The organism is Lysinibacillus sp. 10T31 (assembly GCF_056394365.1).
Genome location: NZ_JBFTHS010000067.1, coordinates 1 through 17,869, shown reverse-complemented (window position 1 = coordinate 17,869; position 17,869 = coordinate 1). Strand labels below are relative to the sequence as shown.

Below are 17,869 nucleotides of genomic sequence, written 5' to 3'. Positions count from 1 at the left end.
ACGTCAAAGGAGCAAGCTCCTTCTCTGTTCGCTCGACTTGCATGTATTAGGCACGCCGCCAGCGTTCGTCCTGAGCCAGGATCAAACTCTCCATAAAAGAAATTTGATTAGCTCAAATTGTTTTGCTGGCATCATGTTTGATGTCCAAATTTTTGTTTCGTTCACCAACTCAAGGTTAGCTACTAAAAACTTTATTGATTACGTTTTGCTTGTTCAGTTTTCAAGGTTCATTTCGTTACCGTTTTCTCAACAGCAACTTTTATATAATATCATGTCGCAAACTCAATGTCAACAACTAATTTATTTAACTTAATTGTTTTTAGTAGATGTCTTAGCGACTTGTATAATATTACACTCTTAGTTTAAAAAGGTCAACACTTTTTTCCGAAGAAAATTTAAGTTTTTCACTTCACTGAGAAGCTTCCTATATAATATTAAGAAAACATTTTAATATTAGACTCACAATCTGAAGTTAATTTGATGTTTTATTGGTATGTAAAATATCATTTCTTCATAATTTCTATTAAAAAAATAAACAAAAAGAGCCTAAGACATAAAAGATTAGACAATCTATTATGCCTTGGCATAATTGCGCCCGGAATCCACCGGAGGCTTTTTGGCCAACAGATGTTTTTTGCGCGAAAGCGTAGTGGCAGATGTTTATTGTGCGAAAGCGTAGCGGCAACAGCATATGTTTTTTGCGCGAAAGCGTAGTGCTAACGTAGCGTCAGCGGCAAGATGTTGGTCACGTTGCCACAGAACGTGGCGTTCTTAGACTGAGTTCCTCTATTTCAGCGAATGTTTGTACACCCGCTGAAAAGGCAACTTAAACCCGCATTCATCTCACCCCCTATAGAGGTGGGAGACTTCTGTAGCTGACGCTTTGCTGTCGCTACCAAAACACTTGCTGAAAGAATTTAAATAAGAGCATGTTTTGATCAATTTCTTCAAAACATGCTCTTTAGATATGTTCCCATATCAAGGTTAATATCATTAATTTAATCAAACTTAATTATAAAGCTACAACGAGCTACTCGTTTTCTGTGGAAAGCTTCGCTCTGCGACAAGAGCACGAAATAGCCCTCCGCTACAATCAGCTAAAAATGGCGATTCAAAAGCAAAATATTAACGAAAAATCCTTTTACCGGTCTACATTTCCCAAAACGACACACCTAATATTTTTTATTCTCCTTCAATATTGTGCAATAAAAAACTTGTTGCCATTTGGAACTGTAAATCATTTTGACGATCCTCTTTATATTTTTTCAACGTTTCGTTTAAGCTGTTAAAGAAGGTAGTGTCTATATTGAAATTATCTTCTGCCTTTTTCAATTTCTTTTCCTCTCGATAAAGCTTAACAGCCTCCTCCGTCGATTCATCCAAGTAACCGTCTAAACGAGCAATTTTATAGCCTAGCTTTTTCAAAGCATTTTGCGTATAAGCAATTTCCTCACTCATATCACCCTCTTTAAAATTCCCTGATAGTGGATGCATTTGGAAAGCGAATAATTCATTTGGTTCAACAACTAAATTAGCTTCAATACCTTGCCCATGAATCCATTCGCGCTTTGGTGTCAGCCATTTATTTGTGGACAATTTAAGCTCTCCACCATTTTTCAGTGACCAAGACTCCTGTACTGTTCCCTTTCCAAAACTCTTGACACCAACAAGGGAGGCACGTCCCCAACTTTTCAAAGCGCCACTAAGTACTTCACTAGCAGATGCACTGCCCGAATTCTGTAAAATAACAATCGGTATTTTGTACATTGTCTGTAAATATTTTTCATCAAAGCTTTTTGATTCCGTTTTTAACGGTTCCATAGCACCTTCAGCATTTTGCATATAGGCAAACACTTTGCCCTTCTCCAATACTGTGCTCAGTAGGGCTGCGACGCTATGTAAATAGCCACCTGGATTATCCCGTACATCAATCACTAATCCTTTTATATCTTGTCGTAGCAACTTACTCGTTTCGGCAACCCACTCATTTGCCGTTTTCTCACCAAAAAGTGAGATTTCCACATAACCTATAGAAGTATTTTCTACGTTCACTACTTCGCTCGTTACTGTTTTATTAGAAATTGCAGCTCGTTCCATCGTCATTTTAATATGTTTATCTTCACTTGGACGATAGACGACAATAGTTACTTTCGTCCCCTTCTCTCCTTGAATTAAATGCATTAATTCACTCATTGTTTTACCATCTACTCGAACGCCATCAACTTGTACAATTTCATCAAGAGAGCGCATTCCTGCCTTATCTGCTGGGGAAGAACGGACTGGAGACACAACAATAAATTTTCCGTTATTTTCAGATAGCTCAATCCCAATGCCCACTCTTTCCTCGGCTAACATTTGTCGGTGTTGTTCTGCCTCTTCCTTCGAATAATAGGTGCTGTAAGGGTCCTTTATAGCATCTGCCATACCACGCAGTGCCCCCTCCACCAATGCATCTTTTTCCGTACTGTATACAGATTTTTCCTCAATTAAATTCAATGCTTCATTAATCGAATCCACCTCTGCGACGACCGGCTCCTTTTTATCCCCTAAATTAAACCAGTCAAAATAAACTCCACTACCTAGCAATAGACTACTAGCAAGTACCCCGACACCCGCCATTATTTTGCGCAAACCTTCCCTCCTCCGTCTCTTCTACTGTATGAAGTTTATTTTTCAAACATACAAGATTAAACTTCAAAATAATTTGTTGAATACTATGATTTTTGTTTCAAGAGTATTCTATTGCGTAACGTGGGTATTTATTTTCTAGCGCGGGTATTCTTTCACCAATCGCGAGTATTTGCCTTCCTTCCGCGAGTATCCTTTCGCCAATCGCGAGTATTTGCCCTCCTTCCGCGAGTATTCTATCGCCAATCGCGGGTATTTGCCTTCCTTCCGCGAGTATCCTATCGCCTATCGCGAGTATTTGACTTCCTTCCGCGAGTATTCTTTCATCAATCGCGAGTATTTGCCTTCCTTCCGCGAGTATTCTTTCATCAATCGCGAGTATTTGCCTTCCTTCCGCGGGTATTCTTTCATCAATCGCGAGTATTTGCCTTTCTTCCGCGAGTATTCTTTCGCCAATCGCGAGTATTTGCCTTCCTTCCGCGAGTATTTCCCCTCCTATCGCGAGTATTTGCCTTCCTTCCGCGAGTATTCCCCCTCCTATCGCGGATATCCTATCACCAATCGCGGGTAATTCCCTCACTTCCGCAGGTATTCATTCACAAATCTTGAGCGCTTTATAAACAAATAAAAAATCTGCTCCGTTTCTACGAAAAAACGAGCAGATTCTTTGATTTATTTTTTAGTCTAATGCATCAACATATTGTTTTAACATTTCCACATTCATTGGCCCTTTAATAGCACGTTGAATATATCCATTTGAGTCAATAAAATAGGTTGTAGGGATCGTTAATATTTGATAGTCAATGCCGACTGATTTTTTCGGGTCTTGATCCAGCAAAATAGGAAATGTTAAATCAAAGCTATCTCTAAATGTCATCACAGAATCTATTTTTGCATCATCTGTAACATCTCGTTCTTGACTTGTTAAATTGACAGCTATTATTTCTACATTATCTTTTTTAGCATATTGCTCATAATAATTTTGCATATGTGGCATTTCTGCCTTACACGGTGGACACCATGTTGCCCAAAAGTTTAACACAACTTTTTTTCCACGAAGCTCACTCAAAGTCACATTTTTACCATCTAAACTTGTTAAAGTAAAATCCGGTGGCGTATCTCCATTTTTTAAACCTATCTTTCTCTCATCCATTTCTTTTCCAAGAGAAGTTGTTTCAATTTCACGATCTTTATCAATCTGTTGTTTTACATATGTACCAATCATCGCGGCTACTAATAACACGACGATAAGTAGCCCAATATTTTTTTTCATTCCTTACCTCCCAATAATTTAGTACTTTCTTTTAATCAATTTCGTTTATACACGTCCAGCACGTTGAATCACTAAACCTAATATAAGTAATATGACGCTCGCACCTACAGCCGGTTGCCATAAACCATGTGGCTGAAAGAGGGCAACAATCATAAGACCAATCGTATATAAAATTAAAGCACGTTTGATAGCTGTTATTTTCCATAATATGAGGACTGTTAGTGTACTTAGCACAAGTAAAGTTATCACTTCGCTAGTGGTTTGATTATCATTTAATAACACTACAAGCCATTGATAGATCGATTGTGTTAAAATGATTGCCCAGCTACAGGCAGCGATTCCAGTTGCGTCAAACTGAATTTTTTGTCGCTTCCACCAAAGCTGTAGCGATGCTGCCATTACCCCTAAAAAGACACCAATTGTTCCACCATTAAAATAAAGGAGTGCAAATGGTTGAGCGATAACAGCTTTAAAATCAGTGACAATTATGCTAAATTTCCAAACGATAATAAAGGTAAAGATTGCGTCACCATATACCCCTGCCCATTTCTTCGGAAATTGTACCCGTAAAACTAACCATACAATGAAAAAGGCCACAAGAAGAGCGACAGCTGTTGCTGGTAATGTTAGTGCCCGAATAGAGTACCATTCTGTATTATTCATCTAATAAATCCTCCAGATAGCTACAGCATAGCATATAATCTTTATATGAATTGTCATTTCACACTGTGTTCAAAAAATCTCCCTGAAACACGCGAAGAAATGGCTCTATATAAACAATTCTATTGAAATACCCATCTAGGTATTCACACTACAAATATATTACATAAAATGATGACATACTAGGAAAAAGGCTTCCAAATTATGCATCTTCTAATAAAATAAGTACAAGGTTCTACAGATGAGTATATTTTTAATTTCAAAAATCGAGATGAGCATATTATGTTGCTTTCCCAAACGTTATTCAGACTGCTCCCACCTACATGAGCTTAGTTGACATTCTATCAATCATTTTGATGATTCTATCCACCGTTTCGATGGTTCTATCCATCACTTTGATCGTTCTATCCATCATTTTGATGGTTCTATCCATCACTTTGACGGTTCTATCCATCACTTTGACGGTTCTATCCATCACTTTGACGGTTCTATCCATCACTTTGACGGTTCTATTCATCACTTTGCTAGTTCTATCCATCATTTCGATGCTTCTATCCACCACTTTGACGGTTCTATCCATCTTTTCGATGCTTCTACCCATCACTTTGCTGGTTCTATCCATCATTTTGATGATTCTATCCACCATTTCAATGCTTCTATCCATCACTTTGACGGTTCTATCCACCATTTCGATGATTCTATCCACCACTTTGACGGCTCTATCCATCATTTCGATGCTTCTATCCACCATTTCGATGCTTCTATCCATCACTTTGACGGTTCTATCCACCGTTTCGATGATTCTATCCACCACTTTGACGGTTCTATCCATCATTTCGATGGTTCTATCCATCACTTTGCCTTTTCTATCTGCCTTAATCATTTCTAAGCGCACAATGCGAAGATCCCCTAACTGACTGCCAATCTTCCTCAGTTTATTGACATTACTCAATCTTGACTAACAAATCTTTTTGGTAGAAGTGGCGAACATTCGCTTTCAGCTTGATGTATAGATACCTAATCAATATTATAGAAGCTTAATGGAAATATAAAAAAAGCTATACATTAGATGAATCCTAATGTATAGCTTTCAATATTTATCAATTATGCCTCGGCATAATTGCGTCCGGAGGCTTTGGGCCAACAAATGTTTATTGCGCGTCAGCGGCATGATGTTGGTCACTCAGTCGTTGCCACAGGATGTGGCGTTCTTAGACTGAGTTCCTCTATTTCAGCGGGTGTTTGGACACCCGCTGCTATAAAGGGGAAGTCATTCGCTGAAAGAAGTTAAATCGGAATATATTTTAATGGATTGTCACTTCCGACTGCTTGTCCTCGCCAAGGGCCGATGTGCACTTCAAAGTGCAAGTGTGGTCCTGTTACTCTTCCAGTCATACCCATAGCTGCTATTTGCTGACCTTGGGATACCTCTGAACCAACACTAACATTGAAAGAACTTAAGTGTGCATAAACTGTCGTATAAATTTGACCGTTGATAGAATGTGTAATGATGACAACATTACCATACGTGCTTAGTGGAGCAGCATAGGAAACAACACCGTCAGCAGCTGCCCAAATTGGAGTACCTGTACTATTTGCAAGATCGATTCCATAATGGAACTCTGAACCGCCAAACTCACGCCAGCCATAAGTCGATGTTAAACGACCATTTGTTGGCTTAATCCATGTACCATTCGATTGAGGAGCATCGACTGTTGAAGATCCAGATCCAGATCCAGACCCGGATCCAGCACCATTATTGCTTGCCGCTGCCTTGGCTGCGGCAGCGGCTGCTGCCTTGCGTTTCGCTTCTTGTTGACGAGCAACTTCAGCTAATCGATTTTGCTCATTAATGATTTTTTGTTGTAATTCCTCACTAATATCAAGGGCCTCAGAATATTCTTTCTCAAGCAATACTTTGTCTGATTTCAGCTTTTCTTGCTCTTTTTCTAATTGATCAATTAATTTGTTTTTCTCAGCTTTCTGTCCATCCAATGATGCTTTTAAACGATCAAGCTCTGCTTTTTTATCTTCGAGCTTTTGACGTTTACTTTCTAAGACTTGCTTTTGTTCCTCTAATTTTTGCTTGTCATCTTTTTGATCCTGGATAATTTGTCGATCTGCTTCAAGCAATGCATTAACAGCAGAGAATCGGTCGATAAAATCTACGAAGCTATTAGAGCCAAGTAATACGTCTATATAGCTAACGGAACCACCCGCTTGGAGGGCACGAGCACGATCCTCTAACAATAAATCACGCTCTTCAATTTTGTGCATAAGCTCTGCTATGTCATCTTTTAAAGACTTTATTTCTGCATTTGTAGATTGAATTTCTGCCCTTACATTTTTGATATTGCTATTCGTTTTATCAATTTCAGCATTTAATGTTTTAATTTGATCTAATAATTTTTGTTGTTTGTTATCATTTTCAGAAATAGCATTTGATTTATTGTTAATGGATGAATTTAAGCCATCCTTCTTTAATTCAATTTGTTTTTTTTCATCTTTTAAATCCGATAAATTAGTTGCATACGCTGATGGAGTTTGGATAAAAAGAAATAGTGCAGATGCTGCAGTAAGTGTTTTTAATGAGTTTTTCGCCATACTTTTCACCGGTTGAACTCCTTTTCGACTCTTATTTTGGTTGATTGTCATTTCGGCCAACACAACTTAGTGTGAAGCCTAACGAAATCTAGACTTTTAAAAACTTTCGTACTGACATGAAACTTCCCCAAATACCAATTAGTACACCGATGAGTAATAGTAGACCGCTTACTTGGTACACAAGAGGTGAGAAATCAAGTACTTGAATAAGTTCGCCTTTTAATCGAGGCGCAATAATTCTATATACATTGTGGTAAAGGGTTGCGATGACCGCAATCGGAATAATAGAACCTAAAATTCCGAGCCACATTCCTTCTAATACAAATGGGATACGCACGAATGAATTCGTTGCTCCGACAAGTTTCATAATTTCTATTTCATCACGACGTGCAATAATGGTAATTCGAATCGTATTAGAAATTAAGAAAATCGCTGTAAATAATAATCCTATAATAAGCACTATCCCTACGTTGCGACTAATATTTAAGAAATTAAATAGTTTTTCTACTTTGCCTTCACCATACATAACGTCATATGTATAATTAAATTTATCAATATTTTTAGCAACAGTAGCTGTTTGCTGAGGATCAGAAGCCTTCACATAAATAACATTACGTAATGGATTACTTTGCTCAAATAGTTTGAAATCGTCCCCAAAATCTTTTACTAATTTCGTTAATTCATTTTCCTTTGTCGAATAGGTCATCTCTTCGATACCTGGTAATTTTTTGATTTTTTCCATGAGCGCTTTTTCAGCAGCTTTATCTGCTGTTTCATCGATTAACACTTTAATTTCAACATCGTTCTCTAAATCAGCTGCTACTTTATTTAAGTTCATCATAATAAGCGCGAATACGCCTACTAATATTAATGTAACTGTAACTGCACTTACTGAGGCAATAGTCATCCAGCTATTACGGCCAAGAGACTTAAAACTTTCTCGGAAATGACGTTTTACTGTATTAAATTTCATAGCCGTAGTCACCTCCGTGCTCATCACGGACAATCATTCCGCCTTCAATTGCAATTACTCGACGACGAATCGTATTTACGATTTCACGGTTATGGGTTGCCATCACAATAGTTGTACCTCTTGCATTAATTTCTTCGAATAAATTCATAATGTCCCAAGATGTCTCAGGGTCAAGATTCCCGGTAGGTTCATCAGCAATAACGACCTTCGGCACATTCACAATAGAACGTGCAATCGAAACACGCTGCTGTTCGCCACCTGAAAGTTCATTAGGGAACATTCTTGCCTTTTGCTTCAGTCCCACGAGCTCTAGAACCTCCATTACCCGACGGCGAATTTCAATTGGTTCTTCCTCGATTACCTCTAGTGCAAACGCTACATTTTCATAAACACTCAAACGAGGTAGCAGTTTGAAGTCTTGGAAAACCACTCCGATTTGACGGCGTAAAAAAGGTACCTTTTTATTTTTCAATTCTGCTAAATTTATGCCATTAACAGTGATTTCTCCCGAAGTAGCTTTTTCCTCGCGGTACATTAATTTAATAAATGTAGATTTACCTGCACCACTTGGACCTACAACATAGACAAATTCACCTTGCTTTATGTTAACGGAAATCCCATTTGTCGCAACAACGCCGTTTGGGTACTTCTTTGTCACATTTTTCATTTCTATCATAATTAGACCACCTAAATCTCTTACCATGTAAGAGGTATTTCGTTCCCTATTATAACACTCTATTTCTCCCTTTTTCATTACAGTTTCATTTCATTCCGTGGTAGTTCCTGCTATTTCGTTATTTCATTGCCACAAAATTAACATAGACTCGACATACAAGAAAGCAGAAATCGAGCCTAATAGTGGAAAGTCGATTTTTGCTTTTCTTATGTTTTTAAGCAGTAAAAAAGCATTCAAGCTATGCTGTTTTGCATAGCCTGAATGCCTTTTGTTATATCAATTATGCCTCGGTAATCATCTCACCACCTATAGAGATGGGAGACTTCTACTGAAGAAGTTATATTTGCTGCTCGTCAGTTGTTGTATAGCGTACTAAAACTGCGCCTGTTTTAGACTCACCTTCGATAAATAGACGATTAGCATTCTCTATTTCTTTATCAAAACGTACTACTTTTGATAAAAATTGATCCTGTGATTCAATTTTTGAAACATCTTGAATACCAACATCTACTTTACCAAAATTCGTAACAATTTTACCGCTTAACGATATTGTACGTGGCACATACAATTCAACAGCTCCTGCGACTGTTTGTGCTTTGATTTTCGATGAATTAGTAGAGCAAGTTGTGACAACAACATGTCCATTAACCGATTTTGCTTCAACTTCATCCAATGCCCCATCTAAATAGACGCGACCATTCAATGTTTCAGCCTCTAAATCTTTACCACGAACATTTGTTAATTCAATGGAACCATTAGAAGAATCTACTTCTGCCTTTCCAAAGTTAAACTTAGAGCCTTTAATCGCACCGTTTAATGTCTTTACTTTTAATTGCTCGAAATCCGTATCTTGTAAAGTAACACTACCGTTCATTAAACGTACTGATAATTTTTCTAATTTATCCTTTGGAACAAGTACTTTAACATTTACTTGAACAAGCTTAAGTTGACTTAAAATTCGTAGTGAATCTCCATCTTCTTTGACAACGAATTGCTCAAGGAAGTTAGCACGCGTTTCTTCTTCACTATCATTGACAAGTGGTGCCTTTACTTTACAAATGACTTGGAAGCTATCTCCTTCAGCAGTTTCTAATGAAAAGTTTCCATTCGGTAATTCAGCAATTATCTTGTCTACATGTTCAGCTGCAACTTCTTCCGTATGTGTAAACTCGAATTTATCACCAAATGGAGAAGTTACATCAAATTCTTTGACCTTTTTTACAGCCGTATTCATCATATCCATAAAGAGTGAACCAATTTGTGATAAGTCTTTACGGAAATCTCGCATTTCTTCTTGGAAATATTTAGAGAAATCTTCATCTTGTTGCGATTGTTGGTCCTTGTGACTTTCATCTTTAAATACTGACTCTTTTTCTGTTGAGGAATTCTGGTCCTCATTTACTACATCATTCATAACATTTTGAGTGGACTTGCTAGGTTGCTCTAATGCTTCTAATAATGTAATCGCCTCTTGCGCTGAAATTGTTCCTTTTTCCACAAGTTCTAAAATTCGTTGACGTTCATTTTGCATAATTAAAATAGCCTCCCTCAGTTCGTTATATTATTTATACGATTCATTTCGTGAAAAGTTTCACCTTAAAGATGAAAATATTGGGTATAGATCTTTTTTAGGCTCATTACCAATAGCGTGGGGTTGATTTCCGTTCCGGCTGGGCGCTTTGCCGCTGACGCTTCGCTTTCGCGCAGATAAAACATTTGTAGCTGCCGCTTTGCTTTCGCTACAGAAAACATTTGTTGTTGCTTTCGCACAGATAAAACATTTGTTGCTGTCGCTACGCTTTCGCACAGATAAAACATTTGTTGGTCACGAAGGCGTTATCACAGGACGTGATGGTTTTAGCCTTCGTTCCTCTATCGCTAATCCCCAAGGAGTCGTCCACCCTCCACTCCAATCAACTTATCCACATGACATACGTTTTAACATAATGTCACCCAACTTCCGATTTTTATCGACATCTGCCTTCGTGCATACAAAAAAAAGTTCGCAACTCCCCTTAGGGAGTTTGCGAACTTTTTATAGTTATTGAGAAGCCTTTTCTAAAACAGCCTCCATACGCATACGATCTCTTGTTAATATCGGTTTTAAATATTTTCCTGTATAAGAGCCACTTACTTCAGCGACTTCTTCTGGTGTACCTGTCGCCACAATAGTACCACCTTTGTCTCCGCCTTCAGGCCCTAAATCGATAATGTAGTCTGCTGTTTTGATGACATCTAAGTTATGTTCGATGACTAGCACAGAATCGCCATTTTCTACAAGACGCTGTAAAACCACGAGTAAACGTGCAATATCATGTGCATGTAAGCCGGTTGTCGGCTCATCTAAAATATAGAATGATTTACCTGTTGAACGACGGTGTAATTCAGAGGCTAATTTGACACGCTGTGCCTCACCACCAGATAAAGTTGTAGCAGGTTGTCCTAATTTCATATAGCCTAATCCTACATCCACGATCGTTTGTAGCTTACGCTGGATTTTTGGAATATTTTCGAAGAATACAACTGCATTTTCAATTGTCATATCTAAAATATCTGCAATGCTCTTATCTTTATATTTCACTTCAAGTGTTTCACGGTTATAACGCTTTCCATGACAGACTTCACACGGTACGTAAACATCTGGTAGGAAATGCATTTCAATCTTTATAATACCGTCACCACGACAAGCTTCACAGCGGCCACCCTTAACGTTGAAGCTAAAGCGACCTTTTTTATAGCCACGTACCTTTGCTTCGTTTGTTGTTGCAAAAACATCTCGAATATCATCAAAAACGCCTGTATACGTAGCTGGATTAGAGCGAGGAGTACGGCCGATTGGTGATTGGTCAATATCAATAACCTTTTCGAGCTCATCAATCCCCGTTACTTCTTTATGTTCACCAGGCTTCACTTTTGAACGATTCAGTTTTTGAGCTAATGACTTATATAAAATTTCATTAATAAGTGTTGATTTTCCTGACCCTGAAACCCCTGTTACTGCAACGAATAAGCCAAGTGGTACATCAACCTTCACATTGCTAAGATTATTTTCCTTGGCACCTTTAATCGATAATTTGCGCCCATTCGGTTTGCGACGCTCAATTGGTAATGGAATAAACTTCTTACCACTTAAATATTGCCCCGTCAAAGACTTTTCGTTTTCCATTACTTCCTGCGGTGTTCCTGCCGCTACAATTTGACCACCATGCACACCTGCGCCAGGACCAACATCAATGAGATAATCAGCCGCCAGCATTGTATCTTCATCGTGCTCGACAACAATAAGCGTATTGCCAATATCACGCATATTTTGCAGTGTACTAATAAGACGGTCATTATCACGTTGATGCAAGCCGATTGATGGCTCGTCTAAAATATAGAGGACGCCCGTTAAACGCGAGCCGATTTGTGTCGCAAGGCGAATTCGTTGAGCTTCTCCCCCTGAAAGTGTCCCTGCTGCTCGACTTAACGTTAAATAATCTAACCCTACATTGACAAGGAAGCCAAGTCGTTCTTCAATTTCACGTAACACAAGTCGAGCAATTTTCATATCCTTTTCGGATAAATCTAGCTCTTTGAAAAATGTATCAGCTTCCTGAATCGAATACTGTGTAACTTCACCAATATGTTTATCTGCTAGTTTTACAGCTAATGTTTCAGGCTTTAAGCGATAACCTTTACAAGATGGACATGCTTGCTGCGCCATATATTTTTCCATTTGTTCACGCACGTAATCAGACGTTGTCTCCTTAAAACGGCGCTCCACATTACGAACAACACCTTCGAATTCAATCATTTGATCTCGCACGTTGCCAAACTCATTTTCATAATGGAAGTGAATTTTATCTTTACCAGAACCATATAAAATTTTATCCATCTTTTCTTTCGGAATATCCTTTACTGGGACGTCCATCGGGATATCATAATGATCGCACACAGCCTTTAATAACTGTGGATAATATTGCGAGCTTGTTGGTTCCCACGGTGCTATTGCATGCTCTAATAAACTACGGTCCCAATCAGGTACTACTAAATCAAGATCCACCTCTTGTGTCGAGCCTAAACCATCACAGCTAGGACAAGCTCCAAATGGACTATTGAATGAAAACATGCGAGGCTCTAGCTCACCGATTGAAAAACCACATATTGGACAAGCATGATGCTCACTAAATAATAATTCCTCATGTTCCATTACATCGACAAGTACACGCCCATCTGCCAAACGTAATGCTGTCTCTAAGGAATCACTAAGACGTGCCGCGACACCTTCCTTCATCACAACACGATCGATGACTACTTCTATAGAATGCTTTTTGTTTTTATCAAGTTCAATTGCATCATCTAAATCACGTAGCTCGCCGTCGATACGTACTCGAACAAAGCCCTGTTTTTTTAAATCTTCCAGTAGCTTTACATGCGTTCCCTTACGCCCTGATACCATCGGAGCAAGTAACTGCATTTTCGTTCTTTCTGGATAAATTAATAAACGATCGACCATCTGCTCAATTGTTTGGGAGGTAATTTCAAAACCATGATTCGGACAAATTGGCTTACCGATGCGCGCAAATAGCAAACGTAAATAATCATAGATTTCCGTTACTGTCCCAACTGTAGAACGTGGGTTACGGCTCGTCGTTTTTTGATCGATTGAAATAGCAGGAGATAATCCCTCTATTGCATCGACATCTGGTTTATCCATTTGACCAAGGAATTGACGGGCATAGGCTGAAAGCGATTCTACATACCGACGTTGTCCCTCTGCATAAATCGTATCAAACGCTAATGATGATTTCCCAGAGCCTGATAAACCTGTTAGTACGACTAATTGATCGCGTGGAATTGTGACATTGATATTTTTTAAATTATGAGCTCGTGCACCTTGCACGACTATTTCAGTATTTTTCACAAGCCATTCACCCTTCTAACTTCAATTCAAATATTGTATCGCGCAGCTCAGCAGCTCGTTCGAAATCGAGCGCTTTTGCTGCTTCCTTCATTTCTACTTCTAGAGTAGCAAGTAACTGATCTCTTTCCGCCTTCGTCAGCTTCTTACCTTTTGTTGCCTTCGTTACATAGGATTCTTCTTCTTCTGCAACCTGTGTCGCACGAATAACATCAGGAATTTTCTTAACAATCGTTTTCGGTGTAATGCCATGCTCTTCGTTATACGCCGCTTGCAGTGTTCGACGACGCTTCGTTTCCTCAATCGCCTTTTTCATCGAATCCGTCATATTATCTGCGTACATAATGACATGACCATTGGCATTACGTGCGGCACGTCCAATCGTTTGAATTAATGAACGCTCTGAACGTAAAAATCCTTCCTTATCAGCATCTAAAATCGCCACAAGGGAAACCTCAGGAATATCTAGCCCTTCTCGCAATAAGTTAATGCCGATTAGAACATCGTAAGTACCTTTACGCAGCTCGCGAATAATTTCAATTCGCTCTAGCGTCTTAATCTCTGAATGCAAGTACTCCACCTTTAAGCCCATTTCTTTCAAATAAGCCGATAAATCCTCTGACATTTTTTTCGTCAATGTTGTAACGAGCACTCGTTCATCACGAGCAATACGACCATGAATCTCATCGATTAAATCATCAATTTGCCCTTCAATAGGACGTACGTCAATTTGTGGATCAAGCAGCCCTGTTGGACGAATAATTTGCTGCACCATTTCCGGAGTATGCTCAAGCTCATACGGGCCAGGTGTTGCTGATACATAAATAGCTTGATGTATATGTTTCTCATATTCTTCAAAACGTAAAGGGCGGTTATCTAGTGCTGATGGCAAACGGAATCCATGCTCAACTAGCACACCTTTACGTGCTTGGTCACCGTTATACATTCCTCGAACTTGTGGCAAAGTAACGTGACTTTCATCGACTACAAGTAAAAAATCATCAGGGAAATAGTCAAGTAGCGTATATGGAGTTGCCCCCGCTTCACGCAATGTTAAATGACGCGAGTAATTTTCGATACCTGAGCAAAAGCCCATTTCACGCATCATTTCTAAATCGTAGCGAGTACGTTGCTCTAAACGCTGTGCCTCTAATAATTTATCCTCTGCACGTAAAAGAGCTAAACGCTCCTCCAACTCTTTTTCAATATTTTCAATGGCCTTTAGCATTTTTTCTTCTCGTGTAACGAAGTGGGATGCAGGGAAAATAGCCACATGATCACGATCCGATAATATTTCACCAGTTAACGCATCCACCTCGCGAATTCGATCGATCTCGTCCCCAAAAAACTCCACGCGGATACAATGCTCATCACGAGATGCAGGGAATATTTCCACTACATCGCCACGTACCCGAAACGTCCCACGTGTAAAACTCACATCATTTCGCTCATACTGTACATCGACCAGTTTTCGAAGCAACTGATTACGTTCAATTTCCATTCCAGTACGCACTGACACGACCATTTCACGATATTCTTCTGGAGAACCTAGACCATATATACAGGACACGGATGCAATAATAATGACATCATCACGCTCGAATAATGCAGATGTTGCAGAGTGACGCAATTTATCAATTTCATCATTAATGCTTGAATCTTTCTCTATATAAGTATCCGTCTGCGGTACATATGCCTCTGGCTGAAAGTAATCATAGTAGCTGACAAAGTATTCAACTGCATTATTAGGGAAGAACTCTTTAAACTCACTATATAATTGACCCGCTAATGTTTTATTGTGTGCCATAATAAGTGTCGGTTTTTTTACCTGTTTAATGACATTAGAGATCGTAAACGTTTTTCCTGTTCCTGTTGCACCGAGCAACGTTTGATGACGTTTACCTGCACGTACACCCTCCACTAATTCCGCAATTGCCTGTGGCTGATCTCCACCAGGCGTATATGGCGCTTGTAAATCAAATGTTTGCACACATGTCCCCGTCCTTTCCTACCAATTTGATACATATATTTTAGCATAGCCTTATTAAAATTTCGAACATTTAACGAACGAATGTTTGTAAAAATTTTTCCGTTTGCTATATTTTGAGGTGACTCTAATAGAACGTATGTAACGAAAAACTCAATTGCAGCCCATCTATAAATAGATTACCCTTTCCAAATGTTAGCTAATCGGGTGGGACGGTGTAAATACATGACCTTAGCAGGAAATTCAATGTGTTTGGGGATGAATTGCTCGTCGAAATCGGGTCTATTAAAGATTTATGCAAGTGCAAGCGGATCCTTGGGAGATTTGATCGAGTAAGAGGGAGAAACAATCAGATAGAATAGAAAACTGCTCAGACCCTGAACGAATTCGAGGTATCCAATCATCCATCTTGCAAATAAAATAGCAAAAAAAATCCCACCCTCCAATAACAGAGAGCGGGGTAGTCATATTATTCACTTACATCTTGGTGTAAAGCTACTAGTTCGGCTGCGTATAGATGAAATGCCTTTTCATCTTTTTCATCGAGTGCTCTATCTATCAGAACCATGAGCTGCTCTTCACGATGCTTACGCTGGATATGATTTAAAAATAAATCTAAATAAATCTCGTTTAATAATTTCTCTGCCTCATCAACTTTCTTTGACTGACCAACGGCTTTTAGAAAATCTGTATACGAATAATATTTATCCAACGATCTCACCTCGATCCTTTTCTAAATTATAAGAAAATTGAAATTAAAATGCAATGCTTAAGAACTGAAATTTACTTCGATTTACTATTAATCTCGTGCAATTTCAAGCAATTTCTCTATGCAATTGCTTGATATATCAATGATTTTCTTCTTTTATCTATATTTTCTGAATTCAAATCTTTGTTCTACACTTCAATAACAAATAGAAAAAGGAGGCTTGCATAAATGTCAGCAAACTACGTCAATGGATATTTAATGTCTTTCAACACCTATTTACTTCAGCCAATTCAGTATGACTCTAAAATTTTCACACGAGTAATTGATAAGCATAATGAACTTATCGTCACACGGAAACCAATGCATATATTACGAAAATCTTGTATCTCACTAGGAACAACCTATGAAGCAGCAAGACATTCCGCCAAACGCTTTTTCGGCAATCAACATAAACTTCCAATCGTTGTCGCTTATGATTATGGTTATCCTTGTATTTTCCTACCAACATATTCACCAAATTCTATCCACAATATTTGGATCGGTCTTCACGCCATTTCGAATATTGTCCAGAGTGAAATGGGCTGTATCGTTACACTGAAAAATGATAAACAGATTGAACTACCTATTCAATATGCTTCGATTAGCAAGCAATTTCTCAATGCATCAATGCTCTATAAACATTACATGAATGAACGTAAGGAGATTAGCAAAGACACTCCGTATCATCCACCTTTTTAACTTCTTTCAGCTACAGATGTTTTGGTAGCGAAAGCGTAGCGTCAGCTACAGTTTTATGTAACGTAAGTGAAACGTCAGTTACAGAAGTCTCCTACCTCTATAGGTGGCGAGATGAATACAGTTTTAAGTCACTTATCAGCGGGTGTTCAAACATCCGCTGAAATAGAGGAACTCAGTCTAAGGACGCCACGTCCTGTGGCAATTTATCTGTGCGAAAGCGTAGCGGCAGCAATAGGGTTTTATCTGTGCGAAAGCGTAGCGGCAGCAACAACACACGACTGAGTGACCAACATCTTGCTGCTGACTCTACGTTAGCACTACGCTTTCGCGCAAAAAACATCTGCTGCTGACGCTACGTTAGCACTGCGCTTTCGCACAAAAAACACTTGCAGGCCTAAGCACAAAGCCGATTCTTGACGCATTGTTTATCTGTAGCGGAAGCAAAGCGACAGCTACAATTATGCCAAGGCATAATTGATTTAGAATAAAAAAAACCCCTCAAAAGCACAATTTCACTGTGCTGATATGCTCCCCTTTAGGTAGACAGATTAAAAAATAAAAATCTGTTTATTGATATGCTCCCCTTTAGGTAGACAGATTAAAAAATAAAAATCTGTTTATCTAGGGGGGCATTTTTTTATGGCTCGAAGTAACCACTCAAAAGATGAAAAATTAGCAGTTCTAAGACTTCTTTACAAAGGACAAAAGACAATTTCAG

At 38.7% G+C, this 17,869-nt stretch carries 16 protein-coding genes and 1 rRNA gene; 4 read left to right on the top strand and 13 right to left on the bottom strand.

Annotation, left to right across the window (positions count from 1 at the left end; translation table 11 throughout):
- The 5 genes from AC1DCY_RS24380 to AC1DCY_RS24360 all read right to left on the bottom strand — a co-directional run.
- Window positions 1-97, bottom strand: a 16S ribosomal RNA gene (locus AC1DCY_RS24380); the annotation flags it as partial.
- Between the two features lie 1,085 nt (window positions 98-1,182).
- On the bottom strand, window positions 1,183-2,631 hold the full coding sequence (locus AC1DCY_RS24375) for a S41 family peptidase (protein ID WP_477354448.1): 1,449 nt from the start codon (window positions 2,629-2,631) through the stop codon (window positions 1,183-1,185).
- Window positions 2,632-2,728: 97 nt separating this feature from the next.
- A complete protein-coding gene (locus AC1DCY_RS24370) occupies window positions 2,729-3,208 on the bottom strand; it encodes a hypothetical protein (protein ID WP_477354445.1) in 480 nt (159 codons plus the stop codon).
- A gap of 99 nt (window positions 3,209-3,307) precedes the next feature.
- Entirely contained in the window at window positions 3,308-3,901 is a 594-nt protein-coding gene (locus AC1DCY_RS24365) for a redoxin domain-containing protein (protein WP_477354442.1), read from the bottom strand.
- Window positions 3,902-3,946: 45 nt separating this feature from the next.
- Window positions 3,947-4,564 (bottom strand): hypothetical protein, encoded by a 618-nt coding sequence (locus tag AC1DCY_RS24360; protein ID WP_477354439.1) that lies wholly within the window; start codon window positions 4,562-4,564, stop codon window positions 3,947-3,949.
- Window positions 4,565-4,884: 320 nt separating this feature from the next.
- Here AC1DCY_RS24360 and AC1DCY_RS24355 point away from each other — a divergent pair, with 320 nt between their 5' ends.
- Complete coding sequence (locus AC1DCY_RS24355; RefSeq protein ID WP_477354436.1) at window positions 4,885-5,478, top strand: hypothetical protein; 594 nt, start codon at window positions 4,885-4,887, stop codon at window positions 5,476-5,478.
- Between the two features lie 218 nt (window positions 5,479-5,696).
- Complete coding sequence (locus AC1DCY_RS24350) at window positions 5,697-5,852, top strand: hypothetical protein (RefSeq protein WP_477354433.1); 156 nt, start codon at window positions 5,697-5,699, stop codon at window positions 5,850-5,852.
- Here the strand turns inward: AC1DCY_RS24350 and AC1DCY_RS24345 are convergent.
- From AC1DCY_RS24345 to AC1DCY_RS24310, 8 genes are all read right to left on the bottom strand, one after another.
- Window positions 5,849-7,174, bottom strand: a complete 1,326-nt coding sequence (locus tag AC1DCY_RS24345; RefSeq protein ID WP_477354430.1) for a murein hydrolase activator EnvC family protein — start codon at window positions 7,172-7,174, stop codon at window positions 5,849-5,851. The genes AC1DCY_RS24350 and AC1DCY_RS24345 overlap by 4 nt on opposite strands.
- A gap of 79 nt (window positions 7,175-7,253) precedes the next feature.
- Window positions 7,254-8,138 (bottom strand): permease-like cell division protein FtsX, encoded by an 885-nt coding sequence (gene ftsX / locus AC1DCY_RS24340; protein WP_477354427.1) that lies wholly within the window; start codon window positions 8,136-8,138, stop codon window positions 7,254-7,256.
- On the bottom strand, window positions 8,128-8,814 hold the full coding sequence (gene ftsE / locus AC1DCY_RS24335; protein ID WP_477354424.1) for a cell division ATP-binding protein FtsE: 687 nt from the start codon (window positions 8,812-8,814) through the stop codon (window positions 8,128-8,130). Before ftsE ends, ftsX begins: the two co-directional genes overlap by 11 nt.
- Before the next feature lie 337 nt (window positions 8,815-9,151).
- Window positions 9,152-10,345 carry a DUF4097 family beta strand repeat-containing protein gene (locus AC1DCY_RS24330; protein WP_477354421.1) on the bottom strand — a complete coding sequence of 398 codons (1,194 nt, stop codon included), beginning with the start codon at window positions 10,343-10,345 and terminating at the stop codon, window positions 9,152-9,154.
- Window positions 10,346-10,410: 65 nt separating this feature from the next.
- A complete protein-coding gene (locus AC1DCY_RS24325; protein ID WP_477354418.1) occupies window positions 10,411-10,632 on the bottom strand; it encodes a hypothetical protein in 222 nt (73 codons plus the stop codon).
- A 223-nt stretch (window positions 10,633-10,855) separates the two neighbouring features.
- Window positions 10,856-13,720: an excinuclease ABC subunit UvrA gene (gene uvrA, locus AC1DCY_RS24320; RefSeq protein WP_477354415.1), complete on the bottom strand. Its 2,865-nt coding sequence runs from the start codon at window positions 13,718-13,720 to the stop codon at window positions 10,856-10,858.
- A gap of 7 nt (window positions 13,721-13,727) precedes the next feature.
- Window positions 13,728-15,707: an excinuclease ABC subunit UvrB gene (gene uvrB / locus AC1DCY_RS24315; RefSeq protein ID WP_477354412.1), complete on the bottom strand. Its 1,980-nt coding sequence runs from the start codon at window positions 15,705-15,707 to the stop codon at window positions 13,728-13,730.
- A 466-nt stretch (window positions 15,708-16,173) separates the two neighbouring features.
- Window positions 16,174-16,416, bottom strand: coding sequence for an IDEAL domain-containing protein (locus AC1DCY_RS24310; protein ID WP_477354409.1), 243 nt, complete (start codon window positions 16,414-16,416; stop codon window positions 16,174-16,176).
- Between the two features lie 225 nt (window positions 16,417-16,641).
- Between AC1DCY_RS24310 and AC1DCY_RS24305 the strand changes: the two genes are divergently transcribed.
- Both AC1DCY_RS24305 and AC1DCY_RS24300 read left to right on the top strand, forming a co-directional pair.
- Window positions 16,642-17,151, top strand: a complete 510-nt coding sequence (locus tag AC1DCY_RS24305) for a competence protein ComK (RefSeq protein WP_477354406.1) — start codon at window positions 16,642-16,644, stop codon at window positions 17,149-17,151.
- Between the two features lie 111 nt (window positions 17,152-17,262).
- Window positions 17,263-17,433, top strand: coding sequence for a hypothetical protein (locus tag AC1DCY_RS24300; protein ID WP_477354403.1), 171 nt, complete (start codon window positions 17,263-17,265; stop codon window positions 17,431-17,433).
- Window positions 17,434-17,869 lie beyond the last annotated feature (436 nt).

Coding starts and splice junctions, on each gene's coding strand:
- AC1DCY_RS24360 (WP_477354439.1), bottom strand. CDS start 4,564: ATGAATAATACAGAATGGTACTCTATTCGGGCACTAACATTACCAGCA.
- ftsE (WP_477354424.1), bottom strand. CDS start 8,814: ATGATAGAAATGAAAAATGTGACAAAGAAGTACCCAAACGGCGTTGTT.
- AC1DCY_RS24325 (WP_477354418.1), bottom strand. CDS start 10,632: ATGTTTTATCTGTGCGAAAGCGTAGCGACAGCAACAAATGTTTTATCT.
- AC1DCY_RS24330 (WP_477354421.1), bottom strand. CDS start 10,345: ATGCAAAATGAACGTCAACGAATTTTAGAACTTGTGGAAAAAGGAACA.
- AC1DCY_RS24300 (WP_477354403.1), top strand. CDS start 17,263: ATGAATACAGTTTTAAGTCACTTATCAGCGGGTGTTCAAACATCCGCT.
- AC1DCY_RS24365 (WP_477354442.1), bottom strand. CDS start 3,901: ATGAAAAAAAATATTGGGCTACTTATCGTCGTGTTATTAGTAGCCGCG.
- AC1DCY_RS24355 (WP_477354436.1), top strand. CDS start 4,885: ATGAGCTTAGTTGACATTCTATCAATCATTTTGATGATTCTATCCACC.
- AC1DCY_RS24305 (WP_477354406.1), top strand. CDS start 16,642: ATGTCAGCAAACTACGTCAATGGATATTTAATGTCTTTCAACACCTAT.
- ftsX (WP_477354427.1), bottom strand. CDS start 8,138: ATGAAATTTAATACAGTAAAACGTCATTTCCGAGAAAGTTTTAAGTCT.